24 protein-coding genes and 3 pseudogenes are annotated in these 26,857 nt (G+C 41.8%); 9 read left to right on the top strand and 18 right to left on the bottom strand.

Annotated elements, in window-relative coordinates:
- Positions 1–31: 31 nt before the first annotated feature.
- Genes ccoP through ccoN form a run of 4 tightly spaced genes read right to left on the bottom strand, consistent with a single transcriptional unit; the run spans position 32 to position 3,264 of the window.
- On the bottom strand, positions 32–1,000 hold the full coding sequence (gene ccoP, locus L5M29_RS03335; protein WP_113940484.1) for a cytochrome-c oxidase, cbb3-type subunit III: 969 nt from the start codon (positions 998–1,000) through the stop codon (positions 32–34).
- Positions 1,000–1,176, bottom strand: coding sequence for a CcoQ/FixQ family Cbb3-type cytochrome c oxidase assembly chaperone (locus L5M29_RS03330; protein WP_028759966.1), 177 nt, complete (start codon positions 1,174–1,176; stop codon positions 1,000–1,002). Before L5M29_RS03330 ends, ccoP begins: the two co-directional genes overlap by 1 nt.
- 11 nt (positions 1,177–1,187) lie before the next feature.
- Positions 1,188–1,814 (bottom strand): cytochrome-c oxidase, cbb3-type subunit II, encoded by a 627-nt coding sequence (gene ccoO, locus L5M29_RS03325; RefSeq protein ID WP_028759965.1) that lies wholly within the window; start codon positions 1,812–1,814, stop codon positions 1,188–1,190.
- 13 nt (positions 1,815–1,827) lie between these two features.
- On the bottom strand, positions 1,828–3,264 hold the full coding sequence (ccoN, locus tag L5M29_RS03320; RefSeq protein ID WP_028759964.1) for a cytochrome-c oxidase, cbb3-type subunit I: 1,437 nt from the start codon (positions 3,262–3,264) through the stop codon (positions 1,828–1,830).
- A 224-nt stretch (positions 3,265–3,488) separates the two neighbouring features.
- Between ccoN and L5M29_RS03315 the strand changes: the two genes are divergently transcribed.
- The gene (locus tag L5M29_RS03315) at positions 3,489–3,974 is read left to right on the top strand and encodes a hypothetical protein (protein ID WP_411569029.1); all 486 of its coding nucleotides are present in this window, start codon (positions 3,489–3,491) and stop codon (positions 3,972–3,974) included.
- A 59-nt stretch (positions 3,975–4,033) separates the two neighbouring features.
- Here L5M29_RS03315 and L5M29_RS03310 read toward each other — a convergent pair whose 3' ends face one another.
- The gene (locus L5M29_RS03310) at positions 4,034–5,605 is read right to left on the bottom strand and encodes a DUF3369 domain-containing protein (protein WP_113940482.1); all 1,572 of its coding nucleotides are present in this window, start codon (positions 5,603–5,605) and stop codon (positions 4,034–4,036) included.
- A gap of 180 nt (positions 5,606–5,785) precedes the next feature.
- Between L5M29_RS03310 and L5M29_RS03305 the strand changes: the two genes are divergently transcribed.
- Together L5M29_RS03305 and L5M29_RS03300 are read left to right on the top strand one after the other, a co-directional pair.
- The gene (locus tag L5M29_RS03305; RefSeq protein WP_105252484.1) at positions 5,786–6,004 is read left to right on the top strand and encodes a hypothetical protein; all 219 of its coding nucleotides are present in this window, start codon (positions 5,786–5,788) and stop codon (positions 6,002–6,004) included.
- A 61-nt stretch (positions 6,005–6,065) separates the two neighbouring features.
- Complete coding sequence (locus L5M29_RS03300; protein WP_105252485.1) at positions 6,066–7,361, top strand: tyrosine-type recombinase/integrase; 1,296 nt, start codon at positions 6,066–6,068, stop codon at positions 7,359–7,361.
- Between the two features lie 863 nt (positions 7,362–8,224).
- Here L5M29_RS03300 and L5M29_RS03295 read toward each other — a convergent pair.
- Positions 8,225–8,824: pseudogene (locus L5M29_RS03295) on the bottom strand (alpha-amylase family glycosyl hydrolase); the annotation flags it as partial.
- A 75-nt stretch (positions 8,825–8,899) separates the two neighbouring features.
- On the opposite strand from L5M29_RS03295, the pseudogene L5M29_RS03290 reads away from it, so the two are divergent.
- A pseudogene (locus L5M29_RS03290) lies at positions 8,900–9,871 on the top strand (IS5 family transposase).
- A gap of 142 nt (positions 9,872–10,013) precedes the next feature.
- Here the strand turns inward: L5M29_RS03290 and L5M29_RS03285 are convergent.
- From L5M29_RS03285 to L5M29_RS03250, 8 genes are all read right to left on the bottom strand, one after another.
- On the bottom strand, positions 10,014–10,685 hold the full coding sequence (locus L5M29_RS03285) for a hypothetical protein (protein WP_263166224.1): 672 nt from the start codon (positions 10,683–10,685) through the stop codon (positions 10,014–10,016).
- Positions 10,686–10,731: 46 nt separating this feature from the next.
- On the bottom strand, positions 10,732–12,927 hold the full coding sequence (locus tag L5M29_RS03280) for a YecA family protein (RefSeq protein ID WP_263166222.1): 2,196 nt from the start codon (positions 12,925–12,927) through the stop codon (positions 10,732–10,734).
- Between the two features lie 149 nt (positions 12,928–13,076).
- Entirely contained in the window at positions 13,077–13,742 is a 666-nt protein-coding gene (locus L5M29_RS03275; RefSeq protein ID WP_263166220.1) for a hypothetical protein, read from the bottom strand.
- Between the two features lie 89 nt (positions 13,743–13,831).
- Positions 13,832–14,197: a hypothetical protein gene (locus tag L5M29_RS03270; RefSeq protein WP_219234175.1), complete on the bottom strand. Its 366-nt coding sequence runs from the start codon at positions 14,195–14,197 to the stop codon at positions 13,832–13,834.
- 93 nt (positions 14,198–14,290) lie between these two features.
- The gene (locus L5M29_RS03265) at positions 14,291–15,154 is read right to left on the bottom strand and encodes an alpha/beta hydrolase (protein WP_263166219.1); all 864 of its coding nucleotides are present in this window, start codon (positions 15,152–15,154) and stop codon (positions 14,291–14,293) included.
- Between the two features lie 206 nt (positions 15,155–15,360).
- Positions 15,361–15,729, bottom strand: coding sequence for a DUF952 domain-containing protein (locus L5M29_RS03260; RefSeq protein ID WP_263166216.1), 369 nt, complete (start codon positions 15,727–15,729; stop codon positions 15,361–15,363).
- Between the two features lie 429 nt (positions 15,730–16,158).
- Positions 16,159–16,362: a hypothetical protein gene (locus L5M29_RS03255; RefSeq protein WP_220777824.1), complete on the bottom strand. Its 204-nt coding sequence runs from the start codon at positions 16,360–16,362 to the stop codon at positions 16,159–16,161.
- 129 nt (positions 16,363–16,491) lie between these two features.
- Complete coding sequence (locus L5M29_RS03250) at positions 16,492–16,749, bottom strand: hypothetical protein (protein ID WP_219234171.1); 258 nt, start codon at positions 16,747–16,749, stop codon at positions 16,492–16,494.
- Positions 16,750–17,076: 327 nt separating this feature from the next.
- Here L5M29_RS03250 and ltrA point away from each other — a divergent pair.
- Positions 17,077–18,380: pseudogene (gene ltrA, locus L5M29_RS03245) on the top strand (group II intron reverse transcriptase/maturase).
- Between the two features lie 81 nt (positions 18,381–18,461).
- On the opposite strand, the gene L5M29_RS03240 reads toward ltrA, so the two are convergent.
- The 4 genes from L5M29_RS03240 to L5M29_RS03225 all read right to left on the bottom strand — a co-directional run bounded on the left by L5M29_RS03240 (position 18,462) and on the right by L5M29_RS03225 (position 21,038).
- Entirely contained in the window at positions 18,462–19,079 is a 618-nt protein-coding gene (locus tag L5M29_RS03240; RefSeq protein ID WP_263166212.1) for a hypothetical protein, read from the bottom strand.
- Positions 19,080–19,192: 113 nt separating this feature from the next.
- Positions 19,193–19,429, bottom strand: a complete 237-nt coding sequence (locus L5M29_RS03235) for a hypothetical protein (protein ID WP_106650479.1) — start codon at positions 19,427–19,429, stop codon at positions 19,193–19,195.
- Between the two features lie 494 nt (positions 19,430–19,923).
- Positions 19,924–20,475: a hypothetical protein gene (locus L5M29_RS03230; protein ID WP_263166208.1), complete on the bottom strand. Its 552-nt coding sequence runs from the start codon at positions 20,473–20,475 to the stop codon at positions 19,924–19,926.
- Positions 20,476–20,612: 137 nt separating this feature from the next.
- Positions 20,613–21,038 (bottom strand): hypothetical protein, encoded by a 426-nt coding sequence (locus L5M29_RS03225; RefSeq protein ID WP_263166206.1) that lies wholly within the window; start codon positions 21,036–21,038, stop codon positions 20,613–20,615.
- Between the two features lie 1,450 nt (positions 21,039–22,488).
- On the opposite strand from L5M29_RS03225, the gene L5M29_RS03220 reads away from it, so the two are divergent.
- The 4 genes from L5M29_RS03220 to L5M29_RS03205 are packed head-to-tail and all read left to right on the top strand — an operon-like array spanning position 22,489 to position 26,733.
- Positions 22,489–23,109, top strand: a complete 621-nt coding sequence (locus tag L5M29_RS03220; RefSeq protein WP_263166204.1) for a Tn7 transposase TnsA N-terminal domain-containing protein — start codon at positions 22,489–22,491, stop codon at positions 23,107–23,109.
- Positions 23,109–25,124 carry a transposase family protein gene (locus L5M29_RS03215; RefSeq protein ID WP_263166568.1) on the top strand — a complete coding sequence of 672 codons (2,016 nt, stop codon included), beginning with the start codon at positions 23,109–23,111 and terminating at the stop codon, positions 25,122–25,124. The genes L5M29_RS03220 and L5M29_RS03215 overlap by 1 nt, the downstream gene beginning before the upstream one ends.
- A complete protein-coding gene (locus tag L5M29_RS03210) occupies positions 25,118–26,068 on the top strand; it encodes a TniB family NTP-binding protein (protein WP_263166202.1) in 951 nt (316 codons plus the stop codon). The genes L5M29_RS03215 and L5M29_RS03210 overlap by 7 nt, the downstream gene beginning before the upstream one ends.
- On the top strand, positions 26,059–26,733 hold the full coding sequence (locus L5M29_RS03205; RefSeq protein ID WP_263166200.1) for a hypothetical protein: 675 nt from the start codon (positions 26,059–26,061) through the stop codon (positions 26,731–26,733). Before L5M29_RS03210 ends, L5M29_RS03205 begins: the two co-directional genes overlap by 10 nt.
- Positions 26,734–26,857 lie beyond the last annotated feature (124 nt).

The raw sequence follows: 26,857 nt of genomic DNA, 5'->3' as shown, positions 1-26,857 counted from the left end.
TCTTCGAGGCCTTAGTGTTACTTATACCTAATTACTTGTTTGACAAGCTATAAACATAAGCTGTAATGACGTGAACTTTCTCTTCACCGAGAACGTCTTTCCACGCTGGCATCACACCTGCGCGACCATGTTTAATGGTCTCTTCGATCATGCCACGGCTACCGCCATATAACCAAACATCGTCAGTTAAGTTAGGAGCACCCATAAACTTGTTGCCTTTAGCGTCCATACCATGACACGCAAAACAACCTTTCATGAATGAGCCTTGACCTTGGGCAGCGAGTTTCTCGTCATGCTCACGACCAGACAATTTAACAACGTATTCAGCTAAACCAGCAATCTCGCTATCTTCGATTGGCAAACCGCCTTTGGGTGGCATCATGCCATGACGACCAGCCATGATAGTGGTCTTAATCGTGGCTAATTCACCACCATATAACCAGTCACCATCGGTAAGATTAGGGAAGCCTTTGCTACCACGTGCATCAGAACCATGGCACTGAGCACAGTTTTGCAGGAACAAACGGCCCCCCACTTTCAACGCTTCTTGGTTTTTCACTAATTCTTCTAGTGGTGTTGCCAAGTAAGCGGCGAAGATTGGGCCATATTTGTCATCGGCGTGCTTCACTTCCTGATCATATTGCACCCAGCGACCTTCTTTTGCGGCTAACTCAACCGCGGCAGCAGAATCGGCTTTAATACCCTGTTCAGTACCAATACTTTGGTTCGCACTGCTCCAGCCTAATAGGCCTTTGTAATTGCCTAAACCAGGATATAAGGCTAAATAGATCAAGCCAAACACGATAGTGATATAGAACATATAACTCCACCATTTTGGCAGTGGGTTATTGAGTTCTTCAATACCGTCGAAACTGTGACCCATGGATTCGCCTTCTTTTACGTCAGTGGTGTTCTTAGAACACACACGCAGTAATAGAAAACAACCCGCGATCACGACTAACGAGAGTACAGTAATCCAAACACTCCAGAAGCTACTCATCACTTATTCTCTCCTGAGTCCTTCGATACCTTGTTGACTTCCTCATCGGAAAACACAAGGTTAGCTGCTTCATCAAATGATTTTTGACGACGCGAGCTATATGCCCAAGCAAATATACCGACGAAGGTCAGCATCACAATGATGGTTAAAATGCCTTGTAATGTGCCGTAATCCATATATTGCCTCCTTATTTGAGTGCGTGACCCAAAGACTGAAGATATGCAATCAAGGCGTCCATTTCTGTCTTACCTGCAACAGCTTGCTGTGCGCCTGCGATTTCTTCATCGGTATAAAGATCATTACCTTTGTAACCGCCTTTATGCAGGTTACGTAGGATAGTCATCTTGTCACCCGTTAGTTTGCCGTCTAACTTGTTTTCGGCTAACCATGGGAACCCTGGCATATTCGATTGAGGTACTACAGCACGAGGATCGATTAAGTGAACTTCATGCCATTTATCGCTATAACGACCGCCAACACGTGCAAGATCAGGACCCGTACGCTTAGAACCCCATTGGAATGGATGATCCCAAACTGATTCGCCCGCGACAGAGTAGTGACCATAACGTTCAGTTTCTGCACGTAAAGGACGGATCATCTGACTGTGACAGTTATAACAACCTTCACGAACATAGATGTCACGACCTTCAATTTGCAGGGCAGTGTATGGCTTTAAACCTTCAACTGGCTCAGTCGTATCTTTTTGAAAAATCAACGGTGTGATTTCAACGAGACTACCGAAGCTGATAGCGATAACAGTAAAAATCGCTAACAAACCGATGTTTTTTTCAACTATCTCATGATTAAATTTCATCGAGTTTGCTCCTTTAAGCCGCTGTTGGTTCAGCCAATGCTGGCAATGAATCTTTAGAGGCTTTCACAGTACGGATCACGTTATATGCCATGATCAGCATACCGGTCAGGAAGAAACAACCGCCAAGGAAACGTACAAAGTAGAAAGGATAAGAAGCTTCCAGACTTTCAACAAAGCTATAAGTCAAAGTACCGTCAGCATTCACTGCGCGCCACATCAGACCTTGCATTACACCTGAAATCCACATAGAGACGATGTAAAGTACAGTACCAATAGTCGCTAACCAGAAATGGACGTTAATTAACTTGATACTGTACATACGGCCGTGACCGAACAATACAGGGATCAAGTGATACAGAGAACCGATTGACACCATTGCAACCCAGCCTAGCGCGCCGGAGTGAACGTGACCGATAGTCCAGTCTGTATAGTGTGATAATGCGTTAACTGTCTTAATTGCCATCATAGGGCCTTCGAAGGTAGACATACCGTAGAAAGACAGAGAAACAACTAAGAAACGTAACACAGGGTCAGTACGCAGTTTATGCCAAGCACCAGACAAGGTCATGATACCGTTAATCATACCGCCCCAAGAAGGTGCGAATAGGATAAGTGACATCACCATACCTAAAGACTGAGTCCAATCAGGTAAAGCTGTGTAATGTAAGTGGTGAGGACCAGCCCAGATATACAGTGCGATCAGTGCCCAAAAGTGGACAATAGAAAGACGGTAAGAGTACACAGGACGACCTGCTTGCTTAGGTACGAAGTAATACATCATCCCCAAGAAGCCTGCGGTTAATAAGAAACCTACAGCGTTGTGACCATACCACCACTGCACCATAGCATCGACAGCGCCGCTATACAGAGAGTATGACTTGAACAGACTGACTGGTACTGCCATAGAGTTAACTATGTGTAGTACGGCAACGGTAATAATAAAGGCACCAAAGAACCAGTTCGCCACATAAATATGCGAAGTTGTTCGTTTGATAATAGTACCGAAGAACACGATAGCGTAGGACACCCAAACGATAGTAATTGCGATATCGATAGGCCATTCTAATTCAGCGTATTCTTTTCCTTGGGTGAAACCCATTGGTAAAGAGATAGCTGCTGACAGAATGATGGCTTGCCATCCCCAAAACGTAAATGCGGCTAACTTAGGTGCAAATAGTCGGGTTTGACAGGTGCGTTGTACGACATAATAGGATGTTGCAAAAAGGGCTGATGTACCGAACGCGAAGATCACCGCATTGGTGTGTAATGGTCGCAAGCGACTATACGTTAACCAAGGAGTGTCAAAGTTCAGCTGAGGCCAGATTAACTGAGCCGCAATTAATACGCCGACTGACATACCAACAATACCCCACAAAACTGTGGTTAAGGCAAATTGGCGGACAATGGCGTAATTGTAATCAGCGCCTGTTGGCTGGGAATGGTTCATCATAATGCTTCCACTGCTTATTACTTTTACTTTTAGTAAAGACAAGCTTTACCTGTTATAAATGACATAAAACTCAGCTTCCCTATTAAGGTTGCTGAGTGATGTCAATGCGTTACCCTGCATATTTTTGCTCAAATATGAGGTTTCGCAATGATACTTGAGCCATATCAAAAAAGATACCAAAGAAGGGGTGTGGAAAGTTGATCTAGATCAACCTACGCCATAGAATGTTAACATATTGCATCATAAGGTTAATCTTTGTGCTAACTCGTCTGAGTCCCTATTTATTTATTGCATTATTTAGCTTCAATCTCACAGCTTGTAAGGAAGATGCAAAGCAAGTCACACTTAAAAGCAGTCTTGATCCTTCACTTTGCCAATTTTCTAAGGGGAATTGTGTTAAAAAAATTGGGGATGTTGAGCTCACTTTTCACTTGTCACCAGGGAGTGCACCAAGCGAAAAGCCATTGACATTACAGTTGTTATCTTCCATGCCAATTTCTAATGTGCAAATCCGCTTAGAAGGAAGAGACATGTTTATGGGCGTTATTCCTGTAAATGTGAAGCAAACTGATGAAATGACTTATATCGGTCAGTTAGTCTACGGTTCTTGTAGTAGTGGCTACATGGTTTGGCGTGGCTTTGTGAGTTTTAGCGTTAATGGTGAAACTAAAACGGCTGTTTTTGATTTTCTCGCAGATGACAATGGTTAGATATATCTTTGAAAGTGCCTGATAGGCTTTCTAAATATCAAGACAATCAACTATACAGATTAGTGATCCTTCCAGTTTTCTTTTACTTTGACAAAAATATCTACATTTTCAATAAAGAGCTGTAATAAGTGAGGATCAAAGTGTGTTGCCGCCCCTTTACGCATTTCAGCTAAAACCTCTTCTAAAGGCCAAGCTGTTTTATAGCAGCGGGCATGGGAAAGGGCATCAAACACATCTGCGATTGCTACAATCCGCGAGAAAATGTGAATTTCGTCTTGTTTTAGATTTGCAGGATAACCAGAACCATCATATTTTTCATGATGTTGCAGTGCAATAATTGATGCAGCCTTTAGTATTGGTCGCTCAGAATTTGCAAGAATTTGATGGCCAATCATAGGGTGCTGACGCATAACTTTCCATTCTTCGTCATCTAATTTGCCGGGTTTAAGTAGGACAGCATCGGGGATCGCAATTTTACCTATGTCATGCATTGGTGAGGCACGGCGCAGTAAATCGGCTTCGTATTCACTTAAACCAGCGAGTAATGCTAATTGAGAACAATACTCCGCCATACGTTTCACATGATTGGCAGCTTCTTTCGAGCGGCTTTCAACAACATCACCTAAACGTAAAATAAGCTCTGATTGTGTATCTTCCACCTCCTGATTGAGCAGCAAATTTTCAAAAGCTATGCCCACGTTGATGGCAAAAATATCAATGAGTTTCTTATCAAGATCATCAATTCTATCAATACCATCCATATAAAGTAGATTGATTAAACCGCCTTTGGTGGGAAAGTAACCGATAAAACAATTGTCTTCATAAAGGCACCGCTGTTGGGTGAGCGCACTGCGCAGTAGACGATCAATATGTTCAGGTAGTTGCGTAATGTGGGATTTATTAGCAAATTGGCCAGTACCAGCAAGGATTTCTATATTGACAGGTTCAACATGACCACTAATCGCATCAATTGCATTACAAGTCAGCAGTAGCGTTTCTGAATCGAGATTAAGTAGAGTGGCCACTTGAGTCAGTAGCCCATCGGCGAATTTATGCAGGGTGCGCAGTTCAAATAATCCTGAGGTGGCTTCTAGTACTCTTTCTAAGCCCTTACGGTGATTTATTTGGGTGCGCCTTGCTTGCTCGATTTCCATGATATCGCGATAAGAGCGAAGGGCTGAGTAGACGCTGGTCATCAGCTTACGGGAATCGAGTTCAGCTTTTGCTTTGTAATCATTAATATCGTAATTGACGATAACGTCTTCTTCTGGTGCTTGCCCTGGCTGGCCTGTACGTAAGATCAATCGAGTGGTTTTATTCAGTAATTCTTCACGGATCCACTTTACTAGTTCTAACCCTGCATGGTCACTTTCCATGACAACATCAATAAAGGCAATGGCGATGTCATGTTCTTGATTGAGTAATTCTTTTGCTTGTTCGGCACTATAAGCATTGATAAAGGTGAGGGCACGGCCATCAAGTTTAAAGCGGGAGAGGGCAAGCTTAGTGACGGTATGAACATCAGGTTCATCATCGACCACTAATACCTTCCAAGGAATACCAGACTCTGTTGTCTCGGTAGACTTTTTACCGGAAAAAAGAGGGTTTTTCTTTGCAAGATCAATCAGCATCCGATACCTCATTCAAGTAAAAATAATGATCACATAATCAGTGTAGTAGACACATTTCAAAGCGGTGCAAAATCTTGCATAAAATAGCGAGATGAGTGGCAATCCTTAAATTACGTTGTTGATAACGATTCTCATTTGTGTATTCTATTACTATCAAATAATGATAGGGAGGGAAAGGGCATGACTAATCGAATTAACTTATCAATTTCAGCGCATAAATTGGCACAGCTGATACATGATGGACACATCTGCGCATCTGACTTCACGTGCTTAGATAGCCAATCGAAACAGCAAGTGTGGCAGCTATGCTTGATCTGTTGCAAAAAGCGTATTACTTGTCAGCAATGTTCATTTTCAAGTTGCGCTAAAAATCTGACATATCTTGATGCCGATAAATAACATTATCGGCATTTGCGTTTAAGTATTATCATACAAGAAACTCTTATAATTCAGATGTAATATGCAACTTCCTCCAGTAATCCCGTTATTTGACTCATTTGAATTCATACAAGTTGGCAATAGTATTGTTAACCAATATATCACCCAAATTAGCATGAAAAAGGTGGTTGATGCGGGCTTAGTCATCGAGCATGCCAGTGATTGGCTATTTGAGCAAAAGCATAACGAAAACAACTATAAAGCTTATCGCAGTGAACTCACTACGTTTCTGCATTGGTGTTTTGATGTAGTTTCAATGTCTCCCATTCAAGTTACGCGCAAAGACATGAGCCGTTACGTTGATTATTGCCAAGCACCGCCGATAGCACTGATCGGTTATTTTAATGTGCCACAGTTTAAGTACGATAAACTGCATGATGAACGGGTTCCAAACTCGCAATGGCGACCATTTGTCGGCAAAAAACAACTCGGGCAAATCCAGCCTTATGTGTTAAGCGATAATGCGTTAAAAACAAAAATGGCCATTTTGTCTTCGTTTTATTCGTATCTGACAAGTGAAGAATATTGTGAGCGGAATCCTGCTCAAATCTGGCTTAATCACAGTCGATTTGCAGCAAACAGGCAATATCAGCGTCAAAGTCATGAAGATGAAAATAGTCTCGCATTTACTGAATTACAGTGGTCATATATTATGGCGACCGTTACTGGACTAGCAGAAGAATTTCCTGAGTTACATCAAAGAAGTTTATTCCTCGTTATATTGATTTATTGCTGTTATTTACGCATTTCAGATGTGTCTGCACGTGCGGGTTATTCGCCGGTGATGAACCAGTTTAAACGTAATCAGCAAACGGGCATCTGGAGTTTTCATATTCCGTTGAGTAAAGGTGGTAAAAGACGCAGTGTTGCGATTTCAAAAGCTTTGCTCGATGCATTAGTCAAATATCGTCAGTTTTTAGGATTAACGGATTATCCAGGACCAAACGAAAATCATCCTTTGTTTGTACGGCATAAAGCTGCTGGACGCGGCCGAGATGTTGGTATCCTCAATGCCAATCTAGGCATTCGTCATGTTCGCGACGAAATTCAAAAAATAATTAATCTGGCTGCAGAACGTATAGAAATCGATGGTTTTACACAAGATGCGGCGCAAATGCGCAAACTTACTGCCCACAATATTCGTCACACTGGCATTACGCACGATATCAACATCAACCGCAGACCGTTATCCCATGTACAAGCCGATGCTGGCCACGAAAGTATCGACACTACATCGCAATATTTGCACACAAGCCAAATTGAACGTCATGAAAGTGCATTCAACAAACCAATCGACCATTTGAAAGGCATAGAGTGATTAGACACAAAGCTACGCACAATGTATATTATGTTAAATATAATCTGTCTATCAATTAATACATCGACACACCTGTGTGTGGCTTGTCATTCCAAATGAGTTTTGTGTCATTTCGTGAGTCTGACTTTTGTTATTATATATCAAGGCTATAATTCACTCCGCCAACAGATTTGCTCTATTATGGTGCAAAGCTGTTCATCCAGAGCGCATTAAACTTTGTGTTTGCTGCTTTCTGACAAAGTGCATCTCACACGCAGCTATGCGAACTCTTTTGAAGTATAGATGACGTGTTAGAAATGAATTTTATGAAACAATGCCCCAATCAAATCATGTCGCTCCATTACAATGCTTAATTAAAATTGGTTCGTAGCTATATTTCCACTGCTTAATCTTACCGATTAATTTGTTGTAATGTTGATGACATGATTTATCAACATCAGAGTCGCTCGAACACATCACCAGTTTCACCTGACTGTATCTTAAACAATTTAATCGTCGCTACGTGAATGCTTTGGTATATTGGACTCGCAAACTAGCCAGAATCACCTAGCAGCGCGCTTATGCTCGTCCAAAAAGTCACAATAAAATACTAACATGTTGCTGATTTGAGCCACTTGACATAAATATGGCATTTTCAGGAGTTTTTATAGATATCGAGTGAAGCGCCCTAACCTTCTTCTGGACAAAAATCATTATGTGTACTAGCTCAGATATGAACTGACAGCGTTGATTAAATAGCTAGACTTAATCAGACAATCTCAACTCGACCCGCTCATTTCTGGATAAAGCGTGTTATGTTTTGCGCGAAATCATCTCCATTTCGGATAAACAAAAATAATCCCAAACGCTGAGTCGCGATGAACTTAAGGATGTAACGCTTGGCTTGAGGCTTTACCTTTACACCATTTGCCGCTGTTATGCTGCTTTTTAAACGCGCACATGCTATCCCATCGACCACTTATGCCACTGTATTGACGACGAAACTCTTTGGCTGATGTGAGCCACGCATCAGGTGCAACGCCTAATTCATTGAGCAGTTTGGTTGCAGGTTATCGATATGGCCTTTCTTATCAAGGCGAATTTGGTTGCGGAATCAGTTTGTGGCGTTAAGATGGCTAATGGGCGATTGGGTGAATCTAGCGAGTTAATTCGCTCCTGAATCGATGTAAAATCAGAGGATTGCAAAGAGTCGGCAATACCTGCTCGAATGGGAGTTAAATCGACATACATCATACACGCGAGCAGGGCTTGTTCATCTAACAGCGCTTGCGACTTAAATCTGCCTTCCCAAAAGGCACCTTTGCACTCATTTTCACGATTGGCCTTGCGGGCAATTTCTTCGTTTAAACAGCGCATAAACCAGGAGATAACCCATCGAGCAAGATGCGTTCACCGTCGATTAATGTATCACCATTCATATAGTTAGTCGCGACAGCATGGCCTTTAGTGATTTGACACCAGCGGCGTTGTTGAACAAATCCGTGAACTAATTTGCGTTGCCGTGATCAGATCTACTGACTCACCTTCAGGACGGCAACATGGGCAAATTAATACGTAAAATCGTTAATAGGAAGCAATACAACCAAGCGTTAGTGAACCGTGGTTCGCTCACCTTCTGGGTGGATGAAGCTGCAGTAAAAGCGTGGTACTGCCATGAGCATCATGGCGGGCGTGGTCGCGGGTTTAGCTATAGTGATGTGGCGATTGAAACCGCGTTGATGATCAAAGGCATCTTTTTTAATTTATCGTTGCGTGCGCTAGAAGGCTTTCTCAACTCTTTGTTTACGTTGATGAGTGTGCCACTTAAATCCCCCGATTACACTTCTATCAGTAAACGCGCTAAGACAGTCAATATCAAGTACCGCAACCCTAGTCGCGGTCCGATAGCGCATGTTGTTGTCGATGCCACGGGCCTGAAAGTGTTTGGTGAAGGCGAATGGAAAACTCGCAACCATGGCAGCGAAAAACGCAGCACATGGCGCAAGTTGTACTTAGCCATAGATGCAAGAACTCACGAAGTCGTTGCAGCTGAAGTCAGTCTTGTGTCAGTAGGCGATAATGAAGTACTACCGACTTTGCTCAATCCTTTACGGCGAAAGATGGCGCAGGTATCGGCAGATGGGGCTTATGATGGTTGTTATCAATTACTGCGACGTAAAGGCTGCAAAGCTACCATCCCCCCGCGCTCAAATGCGGGGGGATGGGAAAAGGGGCATCCACGCAATTAAGCCGTAGAAGCACTGAAAATGGGTCAGCTGAAACAATAGAAAATCGATAACGGCTATCACCAGCGCTCTCTAGCAGAGACCGCCATGGGCCGATATAAACAGTTGAATAGTCCAATGCTAAGTTTGTGTGGCTACAATAGGCAAGTCGCAGAGGCGTTGGCTGGTGTGAAGGCGATGAACAAAGTCATTAGATTGGGTATGCCCGTTCGCCAGCAATTAGCATCAATTAGCTGTCTTCTGGCCGAAGTCATTGCAAACTCCACAAAGACAAAATCAGGATAATTTAAAGCCTAGCTGAAGGTGCTGAAAAAAAACAAAAGATATGGCTGTCCTTTTCTCTCCATCAAATAACTTCCATGTTGGTAGTGACTGATCCATTAAAGAACTCCAAAAACATTACGAGCGTTCAGAAAATAACATAATTTCAAATCCAAAAAGAAAAAGCTCCAGAAAGTAGTAAAACAGTGAAAATATGCCCAACAGAAAAATAAATTGCTAAAATAATTTCCATTTTAGCTAACGGAACCAAAGCATTTGTACTTGTAGAAATAGTCCAATGCGCTGCGATATTCTGCGGAATCCTAAAAAAATCAACCAACATACCAGATGAAAAAAACTTCTTGTATATAGAAAATAAAAAAGCTGCATTCACAAGTAAGTAAATTAATTCTTCCGAATAGATACCTTTGGGGAAAGCATTAACAAGTGTTGGGACGGCAGCTTTCCACACGGCGGATGAAAGAAAAAAAACAAACAAAATACCGACAACTAGCGACAAAAAAGGCCCCCAAAATCGCCATACAACACTAATCACTTTCCTCTGCCATAAACTTAACGAACTATACTCGCGTTCACCAGCAGTAAGTACAAGAAAGCAACTAGCGCAGTAGATCGCTATCAATTGTGAAATCCACGTTGGCAAATCAACTAAGCCGGTTAAATCTCCCGTAAACACATACAGAATAAGATAAGTAATCGCTGTAATTAGATAAATAGACCACCTCCAATTAAATTTCTGCTCAGGTCTCAAATTCCTCCATTGTTCTTCAGAGATACCCTTTCTATCTTCATCAGATTTACCTAAATTACTACTCATATATTTTAATTCCATATTTGTCTGAGATATTTTATCGTGAGATGGTTTACAAACAACAACGTTTGTACTTGACGCCACTGCCGCACGGACAGAGATCATTACGTCCAACTTTCTTACGAGCTCTCTCTGGTTGCCTTTGTGAAAACTTTTGGTAAGTGTCTTGGAAATTTTTCATCGACGGAAAAGGCTTGAGGTCAGTAATCAATTCATCCATTTCTGGAGAGTGAGCCCACTCAGATTCGTGATAACTTGCAAATCGCAATCTGCGGTATTTGGGGTTTAAACATAAACCAATCCAAGAATTAGCCTTACAAGCATATTTCCTTTTCTCACAGTGCGTAATTAATCGCTTATATGAGGTTTCATGGTCATATTCATTCACGTGAATAATTAATCCAGTTTTTACCTCAAGCAGTGGAAGAACAATGTCGTGATGACTCCTATCCGAATTAGACTGAGTTATCATTTTTGAAACTGCATTATTAATAGATTTTACACTTTCACCACTCAATGAAAGGAGGTGAAACCCTGCCATTTGAAGTGCATATTCTGTAGATTGTTCAATGTCGGTAATAATACTGCCAACGTAAGTGTTCTTGTGGGCAGTTAGGAAGCCATCTGGTGTACTTTTTCCCTCTACGCCTTCTCTTCTAACCAGCATTGCAAACTCAAGGTCAGCTGATATGTCATCATCTAACATAACTAGATCAGCTTTTTCATCGAAAAATAGATTCTGTTTTATATATGTAGAAAGTGTAACCAACTCATGGTTTGATACGATGGAATTGCCAAAATCACTTCTTTTCATGAAGTAATCAAGAACCCGTAACGGCGATGGCAGAATTTCTGTAATCATATCAAGCAAGAAAACGTCCATTACATATGGATGTTTAATGGCACTAGTAATTTGATAGTTCAGAAATTCCCGCGCTTGAGCAGCAAGGGCTGGAAAGTAGTCAGAAACCACACAAATTGGAAATATAGTTTTCAAATTAGCTACTGAATTTACTGCCAATCCATTTGCATCTTTCAGAGCATAGGAACCATCGATAAGAGCTTCACTACATAAATATGCTTGGTCATATGCATCTTGAATTGCATTCTTGAAATCACTTTTTAACTGCTGGCTATTTCCCTTGCGAGCTTCAATCGTGAGTTTCTTAGACTTAGCCTGAACTACAATTGCTAAGGCTCCAAATGTTACCAAAACATCAATTTCACCTATTTTATTTTTGCCACTATAGATATCTAAATTACTTTGAACATTTTCTTTACCAAAGACCGACGCTAAACGTTCGGCAGAAAAACTCTCGGTAAATGCACCTCTATTTTTGCTTGCAATAACGTTGTATTTTTTATCAGTTCCAAACCAAAAAAACGGACTCTCATACAAGCTTTCCCACAAAGAGTAAGATTGAAAGCTTATATAGGTATCTTCACCTGCAATCATGATAGGAAAAGCATTTCGATGGTTGAAGTCATCGACTGTTTTGAAGCAATCCATACCTACTTTTGGCAAAGTAGAAAATGCTGAAATAACAGCTTCAACAATTTCCTTTTCCAGACCGCATTGATCGCAAACCTCTTCCAAATTGAACATGAATACAGGTAGGTGATATGGCAAAGGCCAGCTACGAGATTCAGATATAGCACGATTAACTTTTTGTAATTGCACTTTATCAATTGCAGAAATCACAACAACAGCTTGGTCGATATTAAATCCTTTGTTGGCTATCAACCATACATTGTCGTTGATATAGCGCCGTTTTGCTAAGTCTCGGTATTGATGCTTAAAAGCCCCATCGCCACCATAGAAAATAGCTTCACGCATGAAAGAATTTTGCTCGCCATCTTGAATCAATTTAAACAATGAACTTGGCGAGACAATTGGTTTATCAACAGTAACATTTTCAGCAAAGCGAGCAAAATCGATTGGGAGATAAAATGACTGATGAAGCTCTTCGAGAATCGCCCAAACCTCCCCAGCTCTCTCTTTTAATTCGTCAAAGCTTAATTGCTTTGCTACAAAATCAGTTTTACTAGCCAAACCGATCAATGTTGAAAGCTCAGTTCGGGACAATTTAGTTCGATCAAATTGCTGAGCTAATGCCTTTTCATCTAATTTTTGGTCAACAATATGGAGAAAGGTATCCTTCCAACAGAAAAAGGCGACAACTTCCCAAAAACCATCTTGCAGACTTAGCTCTTCGAGAAGTGCAAATATTTCTTTTTCCGTCCTCACGCTAAATCTCTCCAAATTTACCATTTACTGAAACAAAACGATTGATAACACATTTGTCAGTGATCATCGAAAATCAAATAATGTCAAGTCGAACCATATAAGCGATTTGCTTGTTATGTTAGCAACATCGTCGTTCTAACGATTGAACTTCAGATCTCTTTAGGTTTTCCTGAAATGCCTAACTGAAAATCGTCAATCATGCCCTTTTCAAACTGATTCTCACCAAACTCAACTAAGTCTGATCGTCGGAGTGTACTGACTATGTCATCGAATGAATCCTGATCTGAAAACACTCTTTTCTCTACTAATGACTGCGCAATTTCTACTGGTAGCCCATATTCTTCTAGCGTTGAAAAGGTCGTTGGCTGGAAAAGATGTTCTATCTGAGTCGCAAATGGTAGATAGTTTGCAGGTGAAACACCTCTTTTGTTCAGAACAACATTTACAATTTCGTTGAGTAGTGTCAAATATTTAGGGTAGTTAAAAGACGCCCAGCTCCTAAGAAAAGCTAACACATTTTCTACTGCATCATCAGGCTCTTTGCCGTCCTGAATCTGACTGGCAATCATCGTCCGTCTAAATTTTTTAACGTTTCTAGACTTGTAAAGCTCCCACAACCAAAACGTCATCATGCTAGCTGAAAAAACAGCGGCTCTTCTTGCTGAGTTACTTCCCCCCATGTATTCCCAGATTACTTCAGATGTCGTTTTTATGTCGTCATACTGAGGTCTGTTTGACCAAGAAAAAGCTAGGAGACTCCGCAGTGGTAGCTGATATAAATACCTTGCTGTATCAATATGTTGATAATCCACCATCCTTGACTGCAATTTAACGCTTTGCACACGTGCAGTCGGCGCGAAGCGGCGCCAGTCAAAGCCCCAACGGGGCGATGTGCTACAACTTGTTATAGGGCAGGTTTACCATGAAATGCAACATATAAACTTTGTAGCTTTGTTGGCACTAAAGGCCAGCCCATTTCTTTAGTTTTCTGACTAGCCTGCCAAAACAAATGTTCTACATAATACACATCAATAAACTCAAACTCTTTTGGATGCGCATTGGGTAATTTTTCATTTATGTAATCTAGATAGCTTTGAGCTAACGCAATATTGCCAGAAGAAAATGCCTGAGTAGTAGCATTTGCAAACTCCTCCATTTTTGAAGTGGTCATAAAGACATCGTGCGAATCCATTTTGCGTTTCACTTCTGGGAATAAAAAGCATATCTCATTCAAGAAATTATCGATAATTGGCTCTTCTGTCTCGTTCATATTTAAGTCCTATTACGCCCAAATTTAGCGCGGAAAACCGAGTAGCGAGTTAACGTCGCAGCCGGCGCTTTTTGCTGGCAATAAATTTGCTTGTTAGCTGCTTTTGCTTTGTCTTGGAATGGCTTTTTGAAGGCCATCCGTTAATAACACTGCAAAAGCACTGTGATGAGTCAACCCTAGCAATACTTTGGATTGAATGTTTAACCCTTGATAATCTCGTGATTTTAACTGATTCTCAAATGCCAGCATTTGCTCCACCATACTACCTTCTTCACTGCCTATGTACATGAACACCCTTGCTTTCATGTCCTTATTGCTTTTTGCATAGTCACTTTCAAGTCGAAACATCACTTTGTTGTCATACCAGAACGATGGACTACCTAAGATGTAATAATCAAATAACTCTGGTTTGGTAACCAGGATGTTAGCACCAAGCAATCCGCCATATGAATGACCAACAAATATTTTTTTATCCTGTCTGATTCGGTATGTTTGACTAATCAGGGGTAAAACCTCGTCTGAAATGAAACTAATGTACTGACTGGCTTTACCTGAATACTTCTGAACTTCGAGCGAATGCCCTCGTTTTTCATTTGGAGCAAATGTTGGCGTGTAGTCTCTGGTGCGACTAAGCAAAGGGTTATGTCCTTTGGAATATGAAATCCCTACAATAATGACATCCTCAATATCTCGGCCTGCCATCAGATGTACAATGCCACTCGCCACTGCAACTGAATAACCTATGTCATTTAACAATACCAACGGGTATTTTTTGTTGTTTTCTGAATAATCGTTAGGCAAGCGGATATATAGTTCATATTCCAATCCGCTTCCTTCAGATTTTATTTGTAGGGTATGCGTATTTTGAATTTTAAACTCAGTGCTTTCCTTGGCACTTAGCGGCACAGAGAAAAAAACAACAATAGCAAAAGCCAACTTAATAAACTTAAAAAACATCATTTTCCTTAAATATATGAAGGTTAAACGCAGCTAGGATCGATAAAAATAGGAAGGTCGTTTATTAGAGATACACTAAATGCACCATAAGCATCAAGTTCTTCTTTGCTGACCCCGAAATAGTCAGAAAAATAGATATTCACCCGATCCCTCTTTTTAATTTACAGTTGCGCATAGAGTGCTCCAACGCTTAGTTAGAATACAGACTACTCAGACAGAGCTTTTCCTATCCGAAACGAGACAGCACCTTCGTCATCTTGCCCTGCGTCTAACGCAAAAGCTCGAACCACATTTTCAACTGCTACGCCCTCAACATAAAGATTTGGCCAGGTAGCTAAAGGTTCCTCAGCCCTCTCTTCCCATTTCAGATATTCCGCCACCCCAGAAACATCAATCTCAAGAACGACAGGCTCTTCCTCAACAGAAAACCATCGGTTCGCTACAAGCTCCACATCCTTCAACTCATTCAGATGAACTCTGCCCCGCCGTTTATCTGCTTGGCATCGAGGGACATGCCCGCAACGCTGAGCCTCAACCCAATCTTCTTTAGGAACAACTCTATACAAATGATTCACACCGGTGCTTCCTATCTGTCTTATAACATTTGGTTAAGGGGCGGGCTTTAGCCCGCCTAAATGAGCGAAACAAACGATTTGTCATACGCTGCTGTTTAACTCTATAGCCATGGGCTGCACCAAAGTGGTGAGTCAGCTTTCAATGATCTGAGCCAGTAATAGTGGACACTCTGTATCATTACTAAAGTTGTTCTATCTATTTTTGGGCCAAAGCTGGTTAACCCGAAGCCAACACAAACAGACTGGGGTTCTAATTAATCAGTTTCAGATAAATATATCTATGGGTTAACGCCACGTTAAGGCGTGATCAACGCTAACACCGAACCCAAACCATCGCACCTTAGACACAAAACTCGACTTAAACTGAAAAATGCCGAGTGTAGGGAATCTGTCTTAAACGCATTTTTATACAACAAGTACAGATTGTTTTTAGAGTGAATTGCCATCCCATTCATGCTTAGGGTCTGGTATAAAAGTTAACCCCATGCCTTCACTAACGAATGAAGATATTAGCCACCCACCAGGAACCTTGGTTCTGTATGTATATTTACTAGATCCCAAACCACCATTATTTTTCAATGCTTCCCAATTTAAAACAGGTGAATTGCTTGTTCCACTTGAAAATAATCCCATTAATTTCTCCAAATATTGAATGTTGTATAACGTCAAGCTTTGGGGCGGCTGAAGAGTAGCGTAAGCCGTCCCAGCCACGATAGCGGCGACAATAGCGCTTTGTTATGTTTTCAGAGGTTATCACTAAATTCATAGGTTCAGATAAGCCTCTGTTTTAGCTGAATCTAAATCTTGGAAAAAACCACCTATTCCAGAAGGCGACCAGTACCCTTCACCAATATATTCCCAATCAGTGATATCCCATTTGTAAACAAAATACGTGTAAGCACCATCGATACGCTGACCAACTACAGCAACAGTCTTCTTCGAGTCAGAATATTTTCTTTCAATTTCGTCGAACGCTTTCTGTGTGCCAGTAAACTCACGGTATTCTGGTGCTTCAGTCATACTTTGCCTTGAAAACATAACGCCAAGTGAAGGGGCGAAGTGCGCAGCACTTTGTCCCGCTGGCACGTTTTGTGTACGCCCAGCATGGGCATGAACTAATGAGGTGAAAGTCCTCTGTTGGAAGGTCACTGTTCAATAACATACTGTTATTAAATGTTAACTACTCGCAAATGGCAAGGGCTTATCCGCGAGGATTGGTTTGAAGGAAGCCGCTAGCAAATTTGCGAGCTGATGAACAAGAACATCATATGAGGCGTAGGCTAGAGGTGAGTTGGCAGGGCCTCCCCCACGAAGTAAGGGGACAAGACGACGAAACCACGTGATCTAATGGCCACTGTAAATGAGCAACCAGCCTTAAACAGCGATTTATTCCAACAACTGCTTCAGCCTGAGAATCTACACCGAGCTTGGCGACAGGTTAAAGCCAATAATGGCGCGGCTGGTATCGATGGCATGACCATCGAAGCCTTCCCGCTTTGGGTGCAGCAAGGCGGTTGGCAACAGTGTAAATCTCAACTTGAGTTAGGTGAATATCAACCCTCAGCAGTCAGACGCGTAGAGATCGACAAACCCGATGGCGGTAAACGCAAACTGGGTATCCCTCACGTCATTGATCGTGTGATACAGCAATCAATTGCTCAAATTCTCACGCCGTTGTTTGACCCTTCCTTCTCGGCTAATAGCTTCGGCTTTAGACCGAATAGGAATGCCAAACAAGCGGTCTTGCAAGTCAGGGATATCATCAAACATAAACGCAAATTTGCCGTCGATGTTGATCTGTCCAAGTTATTTGATCGAGTAAATCATGATCTCTTAATGACTCAGTTAAGGATCAAGGTACAGGATAAGCGTCTGCTGCGCTTATTGGTAAATACCTGCGTGCTGGCGTGATGATCAACGACCAATTTGAAGCAAGCTTCGAAGGCGTACCTCAGGGCGGCCCACTCTCACCATTACTATCAAACATCATGTTGGATAGTCTGGATAAAGAGCTGGAAAGCAGAGGGCATCACTTCGCCCGCTACGCGGATGACTTTATCATCTTGGTCAAGTCTCAACGAGCGGGCGAACGCGTCCTCAAGAGTATTACTCGCTACCTTGCCACTAAGCTAAAACTGGTTGTTAACGAACAGAAAAGCCAAGTGGTTAAGGTACGACAAAGCAAGTTCCTAGGGTTTACCTTTAACCGCGGAAAGATCCAGTGGCATGTCAAAACACTGCACATCTTTAAACAAAAGATAAGGCGACTGACAAACCGCAATTGGGGCGTGAGCATGAGCTATCAATTGTTTAAAGTGCGGCAATACATGCAAGGCTGGATCAATTACTTTGGCATAGCCAACGCTTACCAAGAGTGTGTCGATTTAGACCACTGGATCCGTCGTCGAGTACGTATGTGCTACTGGCGTCAATGGCGAAAGCCACGGACTAAGGTACAAAACTTACTCAAACGTGGCGTCAGGATCCAAGCGGCCGTTGCTTGTGGAATTACAAGCAAAGGGCCGTGGCGAAGCTCGAAAACACCAGGGATACAGCAAGCGCTGAGTAATGAGTATCTTAAGAAAGCAGGATTGTATTCACTGAGAGATGGATGGATCACGGTTCACTATCCGAACCAGAAAACAGGTTAGGCGTTCTAAATGAACCACCCTGTGCGGAGCCGCATGCAGGGTGGTGTGGGGGCTGGAGGCTAAATACCTCCGGCTACCCGATTAGTTTTGAATATTTGCATACCTTTGGGAAGCAGGTGCATTAACTAAACTGAGCCTATATTCCATATATTTTTTAACGGTTTTTGAATCACAATATTCAACAAGATCTTCCCAAAACAATACGCCAACATCATCTTTGAAGTCCTTAATAAAACAGGCGTAACTACTACTCTCGTGCCTTTTCATTTTTATGGCTGACTTCCATTTAGTGGAACTTACTAAAAGGCAAAAGTGTATTGTGTATTTATAATATCTTTCTCTAATAGCGTTAATTCTTTTAAGATTACTCTTAATATCCTTCTCTATAGACCAATTAGTTAGGTATTTCGCTTCAATTGCGATCATTGTCTTTGATACTGGGTCATGAAGTAAAATATCCGCAAATTCCCCTCTGTCAGAGTCGATATCGAGTAAAGATGTATGATTATCAAAACTGATTGAAGGAGACTGCAAGGACACTGTTTTATTTAATTTTTTTGATAGGTAGCTATTTATCCACACTACACGCTCGTCGTATCCATCAATAAATTCATTAAAAAAATAACCAGCAAAGAACTTTGTATAGAGGTTCCGCTCTTTTTCTGATTCTAAAACACATGGCCCTGAATTAAAAATCATACGCAATCCTAATTGTAAGAAACTAACGCTTTGCTAATTGGCTGCCGCAGCGTAACGTAGGCAGTCCAGTGGAGGCCACGCTGTTTGTGGCCGGAATGAAATTAAGCAACTTGTTAGGAGTTTTTCTGTCCGCCATGAATTAGCTCTTTATTGACCTCATTGATGAACGCCTCAACCACCTTTAGCGAAAGCCCACTTTTATGGAAGTGGATTTTTGCCTGTTTTTCCTTATAACTGACTAGCTCTGCTTCGATTATTAATTCGTTATCGAGTGTGCATTCCAAGCTAAGTGTATCGAAGTCGTTAGCGCTTGTAACAACAAGGGTATATTTTCTTCCTTCAATTTCCATGTTACTCAAGACTCCTAACGCAAAGCACTCGGGTGACGACCGCGCAGCGGTTGGCATCCCAGCCGCCGCAGGCTGCGAGTGATGCGCCTTGTTATGAGATTATTTTTTGAATCCATTGCAGTGCATCCTTGCGAGTTTTCTCAGAAACACGAGGTGAATCAGACGAAATGATAATGTTCAGGGCGGCTTCCGCACGACCTGCATTTATAATACTTCGAGCGTGGCCAGTACGAGAGATACAAGAGATACAAGAGCCCTCAGTATAATCTGTCTCTGCTCGTAGCTTTTCGACCATATCCTCGCGCGATAATGTGTTCGACGAAAACTCACCAAAAAAATCTCACGAAACAAGCCTGACCAACCGATTGAAGAGTTCTTGAAAGTTGCTCATCATTCATGGGTTAACTCCTAACCAAAAACTCATAACGCACGCCTAACAGCGAGCAACTTGTTGCGAGTCCAGCGGCCGCAGACCGCGATGTTTGAGGCGCTTGTTAGTTTTCAATTGCCGCGACCTCTATTCCAAAAGGTGATATTTGCCCAAAAACTCGTATTTTCGAACCTAACTCAAGATTGCCGTAAACAGACTCTGATAAACAAATATGTTGTTTGATAAAAAAAGTGACTTCTTTTACAACAACTCTCGGAGCACATCGGCCTTTAAAGATTACACTTTCCATTTCTACGACAGTTAGCTCTGTGGTGCCGTCACTTGCATAAAAAGGATGCAAAAATTTCGGCAGGCCGCCGAATATAGCTGTCGCTAACCAGCCAGCAAATACGACCGGCAGAACTACCAAATATGTGCCTTTCCAGTTTCTTCGAACTTCAGAAAAATGACTTTTGTTCAAAAAATACATACAACCAAATGAAAACAACCCGAACACTAATAAAAACACATACAAACTGAAGATCCATGTACCTGATGAGTTATCAACGGTAACTCTGACATCTGAAAAAATAGATAAATAACCTCCAGCGAAAAGGAAAATAATGATCGCTAAAGCCACTATTCGGTTAGCAATGTTAATTGCACTAAGTATCATTTGGTTAACCTAAAAACTAACGTTAAGCACAACGGCAGTTTGTAAGCTGTGCGTTGTGGAATACTTTTGCGCAGCAAAACCACATAAGCGCGACTTACAAACTGTCCAGCCGCGCAGCGGCGTGTTGCTACGCCTTGTTACATGTTTCTACAGATTTCCAGTAGAAATTCGCTTATTTCCTTACGAAGGTCTAAGTCCTTCGTGCCTTTAGCAGTTTCATTAGCTGAGTTTGCAAATTTTAACGCGTAATCTGGTTTTCCTAGCTGAAGATAACGTTCTGCCATGGCGAGCTGGATTGATGCGGAATATTGCTCCAACCCTAAAATTTCAGCAATTTCTAAAGCCTTAGCATAAATTTCTAACGCAGCTACATCGTCCAGCGTGAAGTCAGCGAGCGTCTCCCACTGAAAGGGATGGTCGCTTTTAGAGCCAGCATGATTTTCACAAACCACTCGTAGTTTTTCATATAAACGCCAGTACGATTTGGTTTGGTCTTGTGAATTTACAAGACTCAAAGCCAACTCATGCACTTCATTGTAGAACGGTGGTGTTTCCATATTCACATGTAACGTCTTAGTATTTATGCGCTGCGCTGTTTACCTCATTAGACCAGTAAAAACGCGCACAGTGTTAACTATATGTATTAAAGAGAATTTATCAGCCTTTCATCCAATACACCAACTGGAAAAACGCGCATGCGCGTTTTCCAAACCTATTAACTAATTTTGGAAAAGTATATGCAAATGATTTTAAAGGGTTTGTTAATTTTAGACTGGATAAACGCGCAAACAAATGAGAGTAAAAACACTCAAAAGCATCTAAATTTAAATACGACTATACCCATACATTGATAGTCGCTTTACGGTAGGGCCATATATTTGGTAAATAGATGAGATTTTGTAGGGTAATTCATTCGTCAGTTTTCGATTCACTAAATGAATGCTAGCAAGCTTTGGGGCATAAGCTATTTAGAACAGACTGCCATATTGATAACTTAAGATTGGCATTGTTGTATCCACTGTTCGTCGTTGCATTCGTATATTTTATTGTAACCCAGGGATGAACGGATCGACCGCAGTTCATTACCCTAGCCAGAAATAGGTTCAATATCTAAGGTCTAATACCCGCATGCCTAGACAAGCAAAAACGTTATAGATGGTAATGTTATCAGTCATATCACCAACCTTTCCCTCTCTTGTGGACAACAAATAGAGTACGCTTCAGACATTTGCCCCTTACTCAACTCTCGCGTTAATACGCCACATGAAGGCATGCAGCTACATTCCGGCGTGTTTAGCGCGTCTTGCCCATCGAGGTTCAGCATGCGTTTATCTGGCCAAGCAAACATGCATTTCCAAATCGCGACATCAGGGGCAACTTTCGAATCGGTTATGCGTAATTAAAAACAATAAATTTGCCTTTTTTCACGGTTTGCTAAAAAAAATCTCCATTTCCTCAAAAATATTTTTTGCTGACAAATTTAAGGTGCATTCGTCGTTTATATCATTGTTATGTAGTAACAAATTTTAATGTGGATTAATCGGCTTATCCTTAAGTTAGCGATGTTCACATCGTCATTTTGTAAAGATAGATTTACAGCAGAAATGCGCTTATGCAGAGCATATTTTAAAAATTAATGCTTTAAAAACAATGATTTTTAAAAATCATAGTGAATGCATTTTTTGAATGTGATGCGTTTTTAAAATACGCTTTCAAGCTAAAAGAATTGAAATAAAACAGCGAGGTATCAATAGCGATTGGGGGCATCGAAGCGTGATGAACGCCTGCATGTTTTTTAAAATGAATTGTGCCTTGCGCGAAAATTCACAAGTTTTTGTGGATTTTCGAAAATTGAATATGCTGCTCGCGTGTTAACAAACACACGTGAGCGCTTTCCCCGTGTCGGGAAAGACGTTTGCCTTATCCATAGGGATAACCTTTAATTTTAGCAGAGATTAATTTTTCCGCTGCAAATTAACGGTTAGCACTCTGAAATGTAGCAAGAGGTGTAACGTGAGTAACAAGTATAAAGCGAATAAATCACGCGGCAGGCATGTATATCAGTATTTTTCGCAGAAGAATCAAGCCCCGCTGAAGGTCGAATCATTCCTTGAATTGTGTGTTGCGGCTCAGATGGAGTGTGAACCGAATATCGTTGCCTATGCTGCGCAGCCTGAAAGCCTGCATCTCCATGACAGTATTACCCATAAGACCATTCGATATACACCTGATTTTCTTATTAAATATGCTAATGGTACTGCGGCATTTATTGAAGTCCATCATTCAAGTCATATCACGAAAGACTTCCAGTCGCGATTAGCGCTATTCAATGAATACTCACTTAAGACGGCTAACGTCCCTATCGTCCTCGTTGATGAGCGTCAGTTAACGCCCATGATTTATACCAACCTCCAGTTAATCGCTAATCGGCGTTCTGCACAGTTATCATGTTCACTCAACCATGCAGACCTACCTGAATTATTGACATTTGAGGCGTTAGTCGATTGGCTCAAGCCTAGAAGCCAAACATCCGTGGGTGATGCATATCATTTAGTCGGAGCCGGTTTTTACCAATTCGACAAATCACAGTTGCTACTGGCAAGCACAACCCTGAATAAGGTGATGCTATCGTGATGTTTGCTCAGGCGCGTGACCATCAATTCCACAATAGCAACGGCGACATCATGACGGTCTTGTTTGCTGATGACGTGTCGATTTTGCTCGAAGTGGATGATGATGAAAAAACGCGAGAGTTCTTAGCGCTAGATGTATTTAGCACAAAACTGCATGAAAAAACCCTTTTTCCCAAACCGGTCGAAAAAACGCGTCTCATTTTGTCCCCAGTACAGCAAGCGACTCGGGATTCGCGGATTGTTTATATTCATACGCTGCGCGACATGCTGCAGAACGACGAAACCCTAAAGCCGACGACGTCCACTACCTATCAGAAAATGATTGAAGTTGTTGAGGAGAATTACCCTGCACTCAGAGGGGCTGAACATCCCAAGAAAACAACGATTAACCGTTACTGGAAGACTTGGATAAGCTCACGTTTCAATGATGACAGTTTAATCTGTAAATCACGTTCACATACCCCCCGTATCGGTGAGGAGTCTAACGCGTTAATCGACACGTATTTGAGCACGACTTACCAAGATAGTCGCCATAAAGTGGCTACGGGACATTATGCTTGTTACAAACAAGATGCGCTGAAAGCACGTGAAACAAATCCCAATATTATCGTTGCAAGCAAACGAACGTTTTCGCGCAGAATTGAAGCGAGACAGTCGATTTGTGACAAATTAGACGATCCAAAAACTCCCCACGCTGAACGCCAGCAGCTCTCACTCAACCTGATTAAACGGATAAAACTGCATTACCCATTGCAACGTGTTGAACTCGATTGTTTGCACACAAATATCCGTGTTATTGACGATGTCACGGGGGAGTTAACTGAGCCTGTGGTCATCTATTATGCACTTGATTGTTATACGCGTGCACCGCTAAGTATGGTTTTTGATTATGGCAAAGGAGAAGCGACGGAGGTTGTTTTACAGTTGATCCAAAATACGTATTTGCGTGACGACAATCTCCCCTTTTGCGGTAAGACAGATACGTTCATCATGGATAATGGCCCTGCATTTAACAACAAGTTAATTAAGAGTCTATGTGAACAGCTGGGGAGCAATATCGTTTATACCCCTTCGAATACACCGTCAGCGAAACCCTTTGTTGAGTCGCACTTTAGAGTGTTTAGGCAAAAATTTGAATCGATGGTGGTGACGGATTCAGCCGGCAACCGCACTGTTGGTTTAAATACCTATCCGAAGAAAGGCACTAGAACAAAAATAAATCCACTTAAGAATACGCATATCACTGCCAGTACGTTCACAAAGATAATCAATACCATGCTGACAGAATACGCTCACAAGACCCATTCAGGGTTAAATTGTTCACCGATATTCTGTTGGCAGCAATCTAGGGTGGTGCAATCTTATTATGATTACGATTCTATTAAGCACCACTTCCATGTCGCGACACAGGCGCATGAGCAGCAACTCGATTCAAGAGGTTTTGTCCGTGTATTGAAACACCGCTTCACCAGTGTTGAACTGAAAAAAGTGCATACGTTACTCATGACCTATGGTCACAAAAACGTCAACCCCACCGTTCAGGTGTTTTACAACCCCTATGATGCAAGCAGTGTCACTGTCAGCGTTGTGCTCCCGAACGAGACAGAGGCCAGGTCAATCGTTGCTTATAACTATGATGAAGAAATCAACTCGCGTTGGCCCGTTTCCTTTGCACAGTTAAATGGCAAAGTGCAGAAAGGACAACACATTTTCCAAACTGAAAAACATCAGGTTACCGGTCAATATGCCGTCACGATTGACCGTTTCATTCCCGCCAAAACAGTACGTATTAAACGAAGTGGCAAACCGACAAGTTCGTTTGAAGACAATAATACAAAAGAGCTTTCAATCGAGCAGCGCATTCAGAATGCCAATGCGACTGATTCGTTAAAAGAGATTAAGTGGCAAAACTCATTAGACAAGACTGAATTGGCTGACAAACAACGTGCAAGCCAACTGAATGAACCAGAACAAATTATTGATAACACGCAAAGGGACACTAAAGCCTTATGGTAGTCAGCATACCTACACCTGTAGACACCTTTATTGTTAAACATACATTGGTTAAACACGCCCATGAACAAATTGGGCGAGTTCATCAAATGTGTCACCTTCCCAATAATAAAAAAGGCGTGCTCATTTATGGCAAATCGGGCGAAGGAAAAACCTACATCGCTGAATGCTATGCCGCTCAGTTTCCTCCGGTGAAAGAAGTCGACCACATTCGTCTGCCGATATTCACTTACCGTTTTCAAGAAGCGAAAAGCAAAGTTGATGATATTTTACGACTGTTGATAACGGAATTAGGCGTGCAGCCCCCCATAGGTAAAGTTGCCGCGGGTGAGTTAGATAAGCAATTTCGATTTCTGATTAAAGCACGTGGTGTCGAGCTCATTATTCTTGATGAAATTCAACAGGTTTTCCCTGCTAAACAAGGGAAAATTGCATTAGACATGTTGAAATACTTCTGCGCCCTACTCGACACGCTCACTTGTTCAATTGTCTTTATCGGTAGTGAGCGGGCCATGCGACTCCTGACCTTCGGCGAAGTGGATAAAACCGTCGACGACAATGAGCAACTCAGTCGCCGAATGCTGAGGTCAGTAAAACTGCATCGTATCTTACCGAGAACGCAAGAATGGGTTGATTGTATCAACAGCTTTCTACAGCAAATCAGCGCTCCTCAAATTGGTATCGAGGATAAAGAGCTATTAGATAGACTTTACGTTGCCTATATGGAGCGCAGCTTCAGTACCCTTGATGGCTTATTCATGCGTGAAGATATGAGTCATATCAAAGACCGCCACACACTGATGATGCGTTTAAAAGCGAACTTTTATATTTACAGCCAAAACGTCAATAATCCCTTTGATGAGTCTGAATATAGCTATAAGGCAATAGACGCTGCGGTCACACATGAATACCAGAAATTAAAGCGGGAGTTGAAAACGTGTCTTTAGCCTTTTCGCCACAGAGAAAACCTGATGAAGTTAGCATCGGTTACCTTCTTCGTTTAGCGCGCGCTAATGGTTACGCAAGGATTGGGAGTATGGTGTCGTCAGCTGAGCAAAATAACATTATTAAGCTTCAAATTACACCGGCTCTGAATGCTAAATTGGGCATACCAATAAGCCAAGGTGAGGTGTTTTCTACTATTATCAATCCGATGTTTAACCGCAACATTCAACTCAACCCTAAAGTGTGTATTCGGTGCTTGAATGAAGATGGCTACCTGTTAACGGAAGTGCAGAATCCGTTTTGTCATGCCTGTTCCAAACACCAATCTGCACTGACGAGTCAATGCACCACGTGTTACGAAAGCCTTGCTTGGGATATTCCACTTATAAAAGGGCACTGTACTTCCCCTCGATGCGGGGTACAACTGAAACCCTCGTCAGAAAATGTGCGTTCATTGAGTGAGGCTCAAGTGTCAGATTGCCTCTATGCCGCACTGGTATTAGAAAAAGAGCACATCATGGCGCTCAAACCGAACACCTATGCTTCACTGCCATTTTATGAAAACATGCTCGAAAAGGGATATCGGTTATTAACGAATAATGCATTTTTTCTGCGTATTACCATGCATGGCGATCGCCTAATAACATTCATGCCGATCATCCAATAACATTCATGTCGATCGCTCAATAACATCGCAAACCGATCACTTTTGCTTCTTTATGGTAAACCCTGATCGACATGCATGTTATTGCGTGACTTTTTCTCCTCGCTTCGTTAAACCCGCACTTTCT

Origin of the sequence: Shewanella sp. SM95, assembly GCF_025653595.1 — a bacterium.
Lineage (GTDB): Bacteria > Pseudomonadota > Gammaproteobacteria > Enterobacterales > Shewanellaceae > Shewanella > Shewanella oncorhynchi.
This window is presented reverse-complemented; position numbering and strand designations above follow the sequence as displayed.

Bases quoted from the DNA above. Each gene is read 5' to 3' on its own strand.
- ccoP (WP_113940484.1), bottom strand. From the start codon at position 1,000: ATGAGTAGCTTCTGGAGTGTTTGGATTACTGTACTCTCGTTAGTCGTG.
- L5M29_RS03330 (WP_028759966.1), bottom strand. From the start codon at position 1,176: ATGGATTACGGCACATTACAAGGCATTTTAACCATCATTGTGATGCTG.
- ccoO (WP_028759965.1), bottom strand. From the start codon at position 1,814: ATGAAATTTAATCATGAGATAGTTGAAAAAAACATCGGTTTGTTAGCG.
- ccoN (WP_028759964.1), bottom strand. From the start codon at position 3,264: ATGATGAACCATTCCCAGCCAACAGGCGCTGATTACAATTACGCCATT.
- L5M29_RS03315 (WP_411569029.1), top strand. From the start codon at position 3,489: ATGTTAACATATTGCATCATAAGGTTAATCTTTGTGCTAACTCGTCTG.
- L5M29_RS03310 (WP_113940482.1), bottom strand. From the start codon at position 5,605: ATGCTGATTGATCTTGCAAAGAAAAACCCTCTTTTTTCCGGTAAAAAG.
- L5M29_RS03305 (WP_105252484.1), top strand. From the start codon at position 5,786: ATGACTAATCGAATTAACTTATCAATTTCAGCGCATAAATTGGCACAG.
- L5M29_RS03300 (WP_105252485.1), top strand. From the start codon at position 6,066: ATGCAACTTCCTCCAGTAATCCCGTTATTTGACTCATTTGAATTCATA.
- L5M29_RS03285 (WP_263166224.1), bottom strand. From the start codon at position 10,685: ATGAGTAGTAATTTAGGTAAATCTGATGAAGATAGAAAGGGTATCTCT.
- L5M29_RS03275 (WP_263166220.1), bottom strand. From the start codon at position 13,742: ATGGTGGATTATCAACATATTGATACAGCAAGGTATTTATATCAGCTA.
- L5M29_RS03270 (WP_219234175.1), bottom strand. From the start codon at position 14,197: ATGAACGAGACAGAAGAGCCAATTATCGATAATTTCTTGAATGAGATA.
- L5M29_RS03265 (WP_263166219.1), bottom strand. From the start codon at position 15,154: ATGTTTTTTAAGTTTATTAAGTTGGCTTTTGCTATTGTTGTTTTTTTC.
- L5M29_RS03255 (WP_220777824.1), bottom strand. From the start codon at position 16,362: ATGGGATTATTTTCAAGTGGAACAAGCAATTCACCTGTTTTAAATTGG.
- L5M29_RS03250 (WP_219234171.1), bottom strand. From the start codon at position 16,749: ATGACTGAAGCACCAGAATACCGTGAGTTTACTGGCACACAGAAAGCG.
- L5M29_RS03240 (WP_263166212.1), bottom strand. From the start codon at position 19,079: ATGATTTTTAATTCAGGGCCATGTGTTTTAGAATCAGAAAAAGAGCGG.
- L5M29_RS03235 (WP_106650479.1), bottom strand. From the start codon at position 19,429: ATGGAAATTGAAGGAAGAAAATATACCCTTGTTGTTACAAGCGCTAAC.
- L5M29_RS03230 (WP_263166208.1), bottom strand. From the start codon at position 20,475: ATGATACTTAGTGCAATTAACATTGCTAACCGAATAGTGGCTTTAGCG.
- L5M29_RS03215 (WP_263166568.1), top strand. From the start codon at position 23,109: ATGTTTGCTCAGGCGCGTGACCATCAATTCCACAATAGCAACGGCGAC.
- L5M29_RS03210 (WP_263166202.1), top strand. From the start codon at position 25,118: ATGGTAGTCAGCATACCTACACCTGTAGACACCTTTATTGTTAAACAT.